This is a genomic window from Lysinibacillus sp. CD3-6, from assembly GCF_006351725.2.
In the GTDB taxonomy this organism is placed as follows: Bacteria; Bacillota; Bacilli; order Bacillales_A; family Planococcaceae; genus Lysinibacillus.
Genome location: NZ_CP085880.1, coordinates 3783120 through 3794288, shown reverse-complemented (window position 1 = coordinate 3794288; position 11169 = coordinate 3783120). Strand labels below are relative to the sequence as shown.

Annotated in this window: 11 protein-coding genes; 7 read left to right on the top strand and 4 right to left on the bottom strand. The window is 36.9% G+C overall.

Features of this window, described 5'->3' with window-relative positions:
* Positions 1-564: a DUF5366 family protein gene (locus FH508_RS18925; RefSeq protein ID WP_173479756.1), complete on the top strand. Its 564-nt coding sequence runs from the start codon at positions 1-3 to the stop codon at positions 562-564.
* A 231-nt stretch (positions 565-795) separates the two neighbouring features.
* Here the strand turns inward: FH508_RS18925 and FH508_RS18920 are convergent, their stop codons facing one another.
* Positions 796-2646: a transglycosylase domain-containing protein gene (locus FH508_RS18920; RefSeq protein WP_173479755.1), complete on the bottom strand. Its 1851-nt coding sequence runs from the start codon at positions 2644-2646 to the stop codon at positions 796-798.
* A gap of 347 nt (positions 2647-2993) precedes the next feature.
* Here FH508_RS18920 and FH508_RS18915 point away from each other — a divergent pair, with 347 nt between their 5' ends.
* Positions 2994-3581 carry a peptidylprolyl isomerase gene (locus FH508_RS18915; protein ID WP_173479754.1) on the top strand — a complete coding sequence of 196 codons (588 nt, stop codon included), beginning with the start codon at positions 2994-2996 and terminating at the stop codon, positions 3579-3581.
* A 24-nt stretch (positions 3582-3605) separates the two neighbouring features.
* Positions 3606-3818, top strand: coding sequence for a hypothetical protein (locus FH508_RS18910; RefSeq protein ID WP_173479753.1), 213 nt, complete (start codon positions 3606-3608; stop codon positions 3816-3818).
* 71 nt (positions 3819-3889) lie between these two features.
* Here the strand turns inward: FH508_RS18910 and FH508_RS18905 are convergent, their stop codons facing one another.
* Positions 3890-5074, bottom strand: coding sequence for a MalY/PatB family protein (locus FH508_RS18905; protein WP_173479752.1), 1185 nt, complete (start codon positions 5072-5074; stop codon positions 3890-3892).
* Positions 5075-5147: 73 nt separating this feature from the next.
* Here FH508_RS18905 and FH508_RS18900 point away from each other — a divergent pair, with 73 nt between their 5' ends.
* Positions 5148-5408 carry a DUF1871 family protein gene (locus FH508_RS18900; protein ID WP_173479751.1) on the top strand — a complete coding sequence of 87 codons (261 nt, stop codon included), beginning with the start codon at positions 5148-5150 and terminating at the stop codon, positions 5406-5408.
* Positions 5409-5525: 117 nt separating this feature from the next.
* Here the strand turns inward: FH508_RS18900 and FH508_RS18895 are convergent, their stop codons facing one another.
* Positions 5526-6860: a sodium-dependent transporter gene (locus FH508_RS18895; protein ID WP_173479750.1), complete on the bottom strand. Its 1335-nt coding sequence runs from the start codon at positions 6858-6860 to the stop codon at positions 5526-5528.
* Between the two features lie 265 nt (positions 6861-7125).
* Between FH508_RS18895 and FH508_RS18890 the strand changes: the two genes are divergently transcribed.
* The 3 genes from FH508_RS18890 to yugI all read left to right on the top strand — a co-directional run bounded on the left by FH508_RS18890 (position 7126) and on the right by yugI (position 9776).
* Positions 7126-7674 carry an RNA polymerase sigma factor gene (locus FH508_RS18890; protein WP_173479749.1) on the top strand — a complete coding sequence of 183 codons (549 nt, stop codon included), beginning with the start codon at positions 7126-7128 and terminating at the stop codon, positions 7672-7674.
* Positions 7667-9310, top strand: coding sequence for a hypothetical protein (locus tag FH508_RS18885; RefSeq protein WP_173479748.1), 1644 nt, complete (start codon positions 7667-7669; stop codon positions 9308-9310). Before FH508_RS18890 ends, FH508_RS18885 begins: the two co-directional genes overlap by 8 nt.
* Before the next feature lie 88 nt (positions 9311-9398).
* Positions 9399-9776 carry a S1 domain-containing post-transcriptional regulator GSP13 gene (gene yugI, locus FH508_RS18880; protein ID WP_173479747.1) on the top strand — a complete coding sequence of 126 codons (378 nt, stop codon included), beginning with the start codon at positions 9399-9401 and terminating at the stop codon, positions 9774-9776.
* Between the two features lie 56 nt (positions 9777-9832).
* Here yugI and FH508_RS18875 read toward each other — a convergent pair whose 3' ends face one another.
* Positions 9833-11140, bottom strand: coding sequence for an AAA-type ATPase lid domain-containing protein (locus FH508_RS18875; RefSeq protein WP_173479746.1), 1308 nt, complete (start codon positions 11138-11140; stop codon positions 9833-9835).
* Positions 11141-11169 lie beyond the last annotated feature (29 nt).

Sequence of the window (11169 nt, the reverse complement as noted above, 5' to 3'; positions counted from 1 at the left end):
ATGAGGAACCCTTACATATATGGTTATTTACCATTAATTACAATTTTATTGTTTAGTTTAACGTTCGGTATGTATGCAGTAGGCGAAGCATTACAAATCTTCCAAGCAATCGGTGTTTATTCAGGAATGCGTGAATTTTTATCGGATTTTGAATTACGTGTATTATTGCTTGTTGTATTTGCAGTTATTTTTTTTATGGCAATTTCAGCGCTTAAATTAGTTGGAGAAACAATTCATGAACTAGGAATGTTATTTTTTTCAAAAGATAATGAAGGGGCAGCGGTAAGCCAAGCACGTGGAGGCTATGTCATTTTATTTATTGGAGCTATGTGTTCTGTCTTTGCTATTCAATCGATTTATGCATTAGCAGGTATATTCGTATTAACGATTTTTGTTTATTTCATTTATCTTATCTATAAAATGAGCCTTTTTATGTCCATGGGAGGAACGATTGGATTACTAATATTTGAGCTTTTCATGTGGACAATATTATTTTCGTTATTAGTTTATGTCATTTTAAAATTGTATAACGGTGTACTGGCAAGCCTTCCTTTTGCAAAATAGAGTGACAGGCACCGAAACAATTCTGAATTTTCACAGTGACAGGCACCGAAACAATTCTGAATTTTGTCAGTAGGAAATAACCAAGTAAAAACCCACTTAGACTCCTGCGGGAACGCACGCAAAGTAAGACGCAACAGGCGGCGCGATAGCGACGGTTGCGGCTTACAGAGTGCCCGCAGGAAAGCGAAGTGGGTTTTTACGCTATAAGAAGTCGTTTTTTGCAAGGAGATATTACTCTAGTAAAACATTAAATAGCTTGTGATGGATTTTATACGCTTCTAGTTTTTCCATTGGTTGAGGTTTATCATAGCCTAGCCAGACAGCGGCTGTATACTGATCATTTAAGCCCGCGAGCCAATAATCGCGGTAATCATTTGTCGTACCAGTCTTAGCCCCAACATAATTACTATTATTATAAACACCTTGCCCCGTCCCATTTGTTACAACCTCAGCAAGTAACTCCCGCATATATTTTACCGTTTTGGGCGACCATATTTGATCGCGTTCCGAATCCCAGCTATATAGCACGGTACCATCATTTGCCGTCACCTTGCGAATACTATGTGCCAAGACATATGAGCCATCAATAAAGCTTGTATAGGCATCTGCTAGCTCAAGTGCTGTGACACCGTATGTTAATCCACCCAATGAAGCGGCGTACGTATGATCCTTTGCTACGATGGAGCGGAAATGGAATCGATCAAGGTAACTAAATGCCGTCTCCACTCCAACAGCGTTAAAAAGACGAAGCGCGGAAGTATTATAACTATTACGGAATGCTGTACGAATAGTCACATCCCCATATTTATACCCCCCATAGTTTTGAGGGCAAAAAGAACCAACACAATAACTACCACCGTTTACGATGGAATCAGGCGTATGTGTGCTCGTTTCAAAAAAAGGTGCGTAGACAGCAAGTGGCTTAAATGCTGAACCAGGCTGTCTTGGTCCTTGAAAAGCTCGATGATAGTCAAACTTCTCGTAATTTTTACCAGCATATAGGCTGATAATTTCACGCGAAGTGTTATTAATAACAGCACCTGCTGCCTGCAATTCACCAGTTCCTAATATAGCTGTCATATGCTGTTCATCATGATTTTGTTTAGCTGGATCAAGGGCAGTATAAATAGTTAACCCATTTTGAAACAAAGTGTTGAGACGGTTGTCTAGTTGTGTTTGAATCGACTTTTTTTCTTCTTCACTTTGTGTATTTTGAAGTCGATCTTTGTAGCCCTCTTTTTCGGCTACAAGCCAACGTAGCTCTTGAAGAACATAAGTGCTATACATCGGATAGCTTTGCATCTTATTTTTGACATTTAATATTATTGGTGCTGCTTTATAAGAAGTGGCATCTTCTTTTGTAATAGCGCCACTTGCAGCGAGTGTATCGAGTAGCCGTTCCTGTCTTGCCTTTGTCTCATCAAAATTTTTTAATGGATTATAAAGTGATGGGTTGTTTGGAATAGCGGAAATAAAAGCAATTTCAGCAATTGATAAATCTTGAATTGATTTTTGAAAATAAAAAGTCGCGGCACTTCCGATGCCATAAACTTGGTTGCTAAAATAAGATTCATTTAAATACATTGTTAAAATTGCATCTTTATCGTATTTTTTTTCTAGTTCGTAGGCATAAAATAATTCCGTTAATTTACGTTCGTACGTTTTTTCATCAGATAGATAGCGCATTCGAACAAGCTGTTGTGTAATGGTACTGCCACCTTGTGATGTGGCATTAGCGTTAGAGTTTGCGACAACAGCACGAATAATGGCACTTAGATCGAAGCCGATATGTTCATAAAAGTCAGCATCCTCACTAGCAATAAAAATTTCCTGGGCAATTTGTGGAATTTCTTGCAGTGTTAATGGTTGTCGCCATTCGACATATTCTTCGCTAAAGGTTTGACCATTCTGATCTATTAATGTAACGGGAAGTTGAACTTGTACTTCAGGCACATCAATTGTCCCTTCGATTTGTTCTTCGTGCGCTTGAGCTGTATTCAACTCTGTTCGTATATTCGTTCCAATCCACCAAATGGTAGGTAAACATAGAGTAATAATAATAAAACCAAAAACCTTTTTCATATATGCCTCCAACTTTGAAAATAAGTCTTTCAACAGAATAGCATATTTTGGATGCTTTCCAAATACTCGTTGAGACCTATTTACGCAATACAAAACTATAAAAACAAATGACAGCGGTAGTCTGTTTCTTCCACCATTATTTTGGGTTATACTACCATAGGTACCAAGCAGAAGTTTCGCTGTTATCGCAAATATAATTGGTTGAACGATTGTAAAATTACAAAATTCGTCAATACTTAGATGGAGAAAACAGCTAGGAAGTATGTTAGACTAATATGAGGTCAGAAATGATCTAGGATGATCATTTTCATTGAAACTGAAATTTTACATTTAAAGGAGAGACTCCAATGTTTCCACAATTAACAACAGAAGTACAAGAAGGCGAAGTACTAGTAGAAATGAAAACAACTTTAGGTGCTTTAAAAATTAAACTATTTCCAAAACAAGCACCAAAAACTGTTGAAAATTTCTTAGGTCATGCAAAATCAGGTTATTACGATGGCATCATTTTCCACCGTGTTATTCAAGATTTCATGATTCAAGGCGGTGACCCTACTGGTACAGGTATGGGCGGTGAGTCAATTTGGGGTAACTCATTTGAAGATGAGTTTTCTGATGAATTATTTAACCTACGTGGTGCACTTTCAATGGCAAACGCTGGTCCAAACACAAATGGTTCACAATTCTTTATCGTACAAATGAAACACCTGCCAAGTGATATGTTACGCCAACTTCAAGGTGCTGGTTTCCCAGAAGAAATTATTGAGGCATATGCTAAAAACGGTGGGACACCATGGTTAGACCATAAACACTCTGTATTCGGTCATGTTGTAGAAGGTATGGATATCGTTGATAAAATTGCTGATGTAGCAAAAGATAACCGCGATAAACCGCTTGAAGATGTTAAAATTGAGTCAATTACAGTTTTTGAATAATAATTGTAAGGACGTGTAGAAAATATGGAACATTTAATGTATCAATTTTTATATTTCCCTGAAGATAAAACAGCGTACATTCCAGCAGCTTTCGAATTTTTAATCATGCTTATTTTATGTATAGGCGTATTTATGATTTTCCGTAAAATCTCTAAAAAGCAGGAATTAAAGTCTAAGGAAATCGAAACACGTATTTTAGCTGAACGAAATAGCACAAACAATCAACAAAACGTATAAAAAAAGCACTCTGCGAAAGAGTGCTTTTTTTATGTGCACAACCACCATTAAGTGACTGGCACTTTAAAGATTCAGAATTGTTTGAGTGACTGGCACGCAAGCTTAAAGCGAGCGACTGCATCTTTTACAGTATCAAATGAGCACGCGACGTTCATGCGTAGGAAGCCACGGCCTTCTTCACCATATTTTGAACCTGGTTCTAATGCAAGTTTTCCAACTTCAAGCAGTTGCTTCATTATTTCTTTTTCGTCGATGCCTAATTGACGACAATCAATCCACAGCAAGTATGTGCCTTGAGGTTTTGCAATGTGTATGCCAGGTAATTGCGTTAACTCGCTAATGACATAATCCATATTATTAGAAATATAAGGAAGTAACTCTTCTAGCCATGGTAATCCTTCAGTGTAAGCGGCTTGCAGAGCAATAGGAGCAAAGCTGTTTAATGATCCTTGACCACTGGCCATATTAACTGCCTCTAATAGAAGGCGTTTTTTCTTATCTGTTGCAATAATATAAGACACTTGGATACCTGCAAGGTTAAATGTTTTTGTCGGTGCCATACATGTAATTACACGATCGATTTCATCACCTGCAATTTTTGCAAGCGGAGTATGCTTGGCACCATCTAACATTAAATCTGCGTGGATTTCATCTGAAATAATTAGAACGTCATACTTTGCACAAAGACGAATAATCTCTTTTAGTGTGGCTTCATCCCATACATAACCACCTGGATTATGTGGGTTACACAATATGTAAGCTTTAATATCTTGGGCAAGTGTTTGTTCAAATGCCTCAAAATCATAGACAAACATACCGTCTTTTTCTACTAACGGACAAGTTACGACCTCACGACCATTGCTTTTTGGGATATTAAAAAATGGCGGATAGACAGGTGTTGAAATAAGTACCTTATCACCTACATTAGTCAATGCGGTTAGAATATTTGCTAATGCTGATACAACCCCGTGGCTAAAAGAAATGAATTCTTTTTCGATGTGCCAATTATAACGATTGTATTGCCAGTCAACTATAGACTGTTTTACTTCCTCACATACAAAGCCATAACCAAAAATGGCACCCTCCGCATGCTTTTGTAATGCCTTTGAAACAGCTGTTGGTGGAGCAAAGTCCATGTCTGCTATCCACATTGGTAATATTTCTGTCGTATCGTTTAGGCCATAAATTTTCTCCATTGCGTCCCATTTTACTGAGTTAGTATAGCGACGATTTAAAGTTTGATCGAAAATAGACAAGCAAATCACTCTTTTCTTTTTTTTTTACTATGGTATCATACCTATTAAGATTAAAGGATAATAGGTGAGTATTTTGGAAAATATAAAAATGAATCGAGCAGCCGTACATCTGCTAGCGGAGTGGGATCCTTTCCACATCGGAGCTGAGCATTATGATACAGAAACAGCAGATGTTGTTGCAGCATTACAAAGTATTGATGACCCCTCAGCACTTGCAAAGGTCATTCAAGAAACTTACGAGCACTCGTTTGAGCAATGGATTCCAATTGAAGATTGTGTTGCCATTTCATACAAACTAATTGCCATTAAGTTTGAAGCAAAATGCATTATTTAATCGACATATAGTGTTTTTCTATTGGAAATAGCTTGTAGGGCTAGCATTTATGCGAATTACCAGCTGCTTCCTTATAAAAGTGAGGTTGTCTTTACAATAGTAGACAACCTCATTTTCTTATTTAAATAACGGCAAAATCCCTTGGATGAAAATAAGAAAAATCGCAATAGGTGATACATAGCGAATTAACAAGTACCAAATGTTAAACATAAGGCTTGATGAAGCAAGCTCTTTACGGGAAATATCTTTTGTATAGTAATAGCCTGCAAAAATAGAAATAAGTAATGCACCAATTGGCATACCTACGCTATTTGTAAGGAAGTCTACAAAATCAAAAATTGAACGATCTAATAGTTGTACGTCAGAAAGAATGCCGAAAGATAGAGCACTTGGAATACCGAAGCCGAAAATAATAATACCGCCAATCCATGCAATTTTTTTACGCTTCTCTGGCTTGTCTCCTATAGCAATAGCTACTACAATTTCTAACATTGAAATTGAGGATGTCACTGTAGCAAACAATAAGAGAATAAAGAAAATTGTTAGGAAAAGACCACCAAGTGGCAATTGTTCAAAAACAGCAGGCAAAATAATAAAAACAAGTCCTGGTCCTTGGTCAGGTGTGTAGCCTAGCGCGAATACCGCTGGGAAAATAACTAAACCTGCAAGTAGCGAAATTATTATATTCATTGAAGCTACATTGATAGCAGAGTTACCAATCTTCTCGGTTTTTGGGAGGTAGGATGCGTACGTAATCATCACGGCAATACCGACACTTAATGAGAAGAATGCTTGTCCAAGTGCTTTCAAAAATGTTTCAGCATTTAAGTAAGACCAGTCAGGGACAAACATAAATTTTACGCCTTGCATTGCACCGTCAAGTGTTAAGGAACGGATAACTAACACAATGAAAAAAATGAATAATAATGGCATCATCCATGTACTAGCCTTCTCAATCCCACCTTTAATGCCTCCTGATACAATGGCGATTGTTAAAAGTAAAAATAACCCTTGTACAAGAATCGCTTCAAATGGGCTGGAGATGATATTGTTAAATAAATCAGCGTAATTTCCATCATTACTTGATAATTGGAAAGTCAAGGAACGCCCTAAATAACTTAAAATCCAACCGCCCACTACGCTATAGAAGGATAGTATCAAACCAGCAATAATCATGCCGCCCCATCCTATTAAGTACCATGGTTTTCCTGGCGCTTGTTCTTTGAATGACGTAACAGCATCCTTTTGCCCACGACGGCCAATCATAAATTCTGCGATTAACACTGGCAAACCGATGAAAAATGTACATAAAATAAACAATAAAATAAATACACTCCCACCGTTCGTTCCCGCCATATAAGGGAATTTCCAAATAGCTCCCAATCCAATGGCACTTCCAGCAGCAGCTAAAATAAATCCAATTTTTGATGTGAATTGATCTCGAGATGACACAAAAATAAAGCCTCCTTATACTAAAGTTCTATTTTACCGTAAAAACTTTATAACACAAGGCAAATTTCTGAAAATTGATTATAGATACTTTTTTTCTAACCACGTCCAAAAGGGAAGTTGAAGTTTTCGTGTAAAAGTGTCATTTTAACTGAACAAAAGCTGATGCAATCAGTTTTATTAACGTAAACTATGCTCTAGCATCAATTTAGTCAAAATGTAACAATTAGGAAGAATGGATCGTTACATAAAAAAGGGGGGATAACGAGTGAATGAGTCCGAATTAATCGAACGAGCACAACAAGGAGACAAAGATGCCTATATCGAACTAATTCGCATCCATCAGCGAACAGTTGAAAAATTTGCCTATCAATGTGGCGTACATAGCAGTGATTTAGCGGATGTTGCACAAGAAGTTTTTGTAAAACTGTACCGCTTTTTACATCAATTTAAGCAGGATCGATTTACGACATGGCTTTATAAAGTGACACTCAATGCTACGCGTGACTACTATCGTAAGGAGCAGCGTGAGCAGGCTAAGGAGGAACTGTTAAATGCTCAGCGACAAAATTATAGTCCTTCGGCTGAAAAACACGTATTGAATTTTGAGGAAGATCGATTATTACACCAAACTATTCAAGCACTTGATGAAAAATATCGCTATCCACTTGTATTGTTTTACTTTCATGAGTTGAAATACGAGGAAATTGCAGAGGTGCTTGGGATTTCTTTGTCGGCGGTCAAAGTACGAATTTTACGGGCAAAGGAAAAACTAAAAGTCTCTTTGACACAGGAGGGGAGTGTTGAAAATGGATGACAAACAATTTGATAAACGCATGGCACTATTGAAAAAATCTTATGACCGAATGGAACAACAATTAAATCCAGCAGATGTTTTCAAGCAAATCGAAGAAGAAGAAGCACTCGCAAAGCAAACGATTGCCACTCAAAAGAAGCCCTCCCCAAAATGGCAAAAGCCAGCAGTCTGGCTAGCGAGTATTGCAAGCGTATTGTTAGTTGGTCTGTTAGTGACGCTCTATACAATGAAACAGCAAGAAAATACCCAAACGGAAGTGCCGCAAAGTATTCCTGTAAAAGAGGCTGAAGAGGAAGATGCAGCCGACTATATAACGAAAAAATATAATAGTCGAAAAGAGGATATTAGAAGAGAATTAAAAGTTTCGAAAGATGAACTACAAGCATTTGAATTTATTCAAACAGCAGATACAATGTTAGATTTTTATATAGCAAATAACTTACATTCGTCCTCAAGTGATAGTGCACAGAATGTAGAAGAATACGTCTTATACTATTTAATGACTCCTAAAAGGGCTATAGAGACGATTAAAACATTTAACAATTTAACTTTTGATGAATCGTATGAAGTTTATAACCAATACGTTATTTCTGTTGAAGAGTTGGAGAATTTTTATAGTAAGCTACTAGAACCGTATAAACCACTACTGAAGAAAGCTGATGAAAAGCAATATCCATCAGATTTAAAAGCTATTATTGAAGCTGCTAACAATCAATATATGGAGCTGAAAATGGATGATAAAGGCTCGTTTTATTTTAAAGCGAACCCTATCGATGGAGAATTTGCACCAGCCTATATCAATCAATTACATCCGGATGTTTTTGGGTATTTTGAATATTTAAAAATGGGCTATTTATTATTAGTTGATGATTTACGCTATTCACGAGAAGAAACAGCAAAATCGCTTAAAGTAATGGAACGTACGTTATTAGCGGATGTCAATGCGGGTTCTCCCAACTACAAGTTATTACAAGAAACCTTTAAAAATACGTGGGTGGCTCTATTGCTAGGCACTAAACAATATCCTGCCTTAGCGGAAGATGGGCAACCTGATAAGAAATATTTAACGTTTTTACAAGAAGTGGCTGCAGGTAAGTATGGGGAGGTCATGAAAAAGACAGTTGCCACAATCTTAAAAGAATTCCAGCAAACTAATCACTCTCAAACATTATCGCAACTTGCAGCTTATGATATATGGACAATTCTTTTACAGACACGGGAAGAAACAGCAGGTTATATTAACGATAGTGATTTTAGTGTTGTTGATATGGATGATTCTCGTATCGAGCAAATTAAGGGAATATATGAGCAATACAAGCAAAATAGCGATGTAGCTATATTAAATCAACTTCGCCCAATAAATATTGCTGCACTCTACTTATATGCCATCTCCATTGACGATGAATCTTTGCAAAAGACTTTATTAATGCCGGATACCGAACTGTATACAAGTCCGTTGTTAAATACGATGAAAGACTTAGATATGTTTAGTCAGCTAGGTGAGTACGATGGGATTTATCCAATTGTAGCTGCTCGTGTTGCTGTCAATAAACAAGATCAGTACGGTAGGCAATTTCTTATAAAATTTTCAAAACAAGAGGAAGGCTATTATCGTATAACGGAGATCATTGATTAGTGGGACGATTTTTTGCTCCAGATATTGACGTATGTTATAATTTAACGTGATATATACGTAGCAAACATATAGAAAGTGGGCAAAGGTTATGGCAAAAAAATATGAATTAGGAGACGTATTGACCGGAAAAGTTACAGGTATTCAACCGTACGGTGCGTTTGTAGCACTTGATGACGATACACAAGGGCTCGTGCATATTTCTGAAATTACGTACGGCTTTGTAAAAGACGTCAGTGAGTTTTTATCAGTAGGGCAAGAGGTCGAAGTGAAGGTACTTGAAATCGATGAAGCGGCCGAAAAAATTAGTTTATCGATCCGTGCCTTACAAGAACGCCCAGTAGCAATAAGAAAAAAAGACGCAACACCACGGAAATCATTACAGGATCGTGTAGATGAATCCGATGCAAATGGCTTCAATTCCCTAAAAGATAAACTACAGGACTGGATCGAACAGTCAGGACATTAAAAAACGAGGATGCTTCCATGAGAAGGCATCCTCGTTTTTTATAAACAGTATTAGAATTAATCCTTTTTCATCTTCCGTATGCGATACTGCAAGTTTTGGCGACTCATGCCAAGTGCACCAGCAGCCTTTGTTATGTTACCTTCATATAGATTTAAGACATTTTGCACATAATAGGATTCGGCTTCTCGTAAATAAGCATCGAGCGGCATGACATCATTTTGCTGTTGGAACATGAAAAATTCAGGTTCGCGTTCAGAAGTATCCTGGCTTTGCACTTTAAAACGAAAATGAACTGGGAGTAAATCGAATGTAACAGTTGTTTCAGTTGTCATAAATGACACAATTTCATCAAGTAATAATTCGAGTTCTTTTAGATTGCCAGGCCAATCATACTGTAAGAATAAAGCTTGTACATCAGGTGCTAGTTCTTTTACGTTTGATGCAAAGCGCTCACGATGGCGACTAAAGTAATCATCCACAAACGGTAAAATATCTTCTTTTCGGTCTGTTAAATTAGGAATGGTGATAGACATGGTTGCAAAGAAATAATACAAAGATTTTGAAAGCTTTTTCTCCGCTATCAATGTAATTGGATCACTGCCGACACTACCAATCAGCATATATTTTGATTGTGGAAGGGACTGTAATAGTTCGAGTAATTGCTCCTGAATGGGGAGGCTTAAAAAATCGATGCGTTCAAAGAAAAATGTATATGCTTTATCATCCTGCAAAAGCTCTTCCATTTTATCAAGCACTGATTTTGCTGAACGTCGACTAAACAGTGTAACGAAAGCTTCAGGATCAGACGAAGCGGCATGATGAATACTTTCTGCAACTAAATCTTTTCCAGTACCAGACTCTCCGATGAGCAATATAGGTAATTTTACTGCGGCAGCTTTTTTAGCATTTACAATTACTTGTTGCATCGTCTCTGAAACAGCAGTAATCATATCAAAAGTTAAAGGCTCACCATATCGACGGAGTGGCTGATATACTAATTTTTCTAAAGATGTTATATCACGTGCAAATTCTATAGCACCGATTAGTTGATTGTTTTTAAAAAGTGGAAAAGTATCGTTAATCGTTGTAATTTCATGACCATTTTTATTCCAATAGGTTTGTTTCACATTCATTTCTTGTAAGCCTGTTTGTAATACCCGCATCAAAGTACTTTCATGTTGACGGAAGGAAAACAACTCAATAATTGAACGATCTGCTAATTCATCAAAATGAAATCCTTCAATTTCTTTCATTTTTGAATTATAGATAATTGTTTTACCTGTTTCGTCAATCGCATGTATACCAACGGATACATTAGTTGCAATAAACTCATAAAAGGGTAATAAGGGTTCAGAATTTTTCATAAAATGTGCACCTCAAAAATTTTTTACTT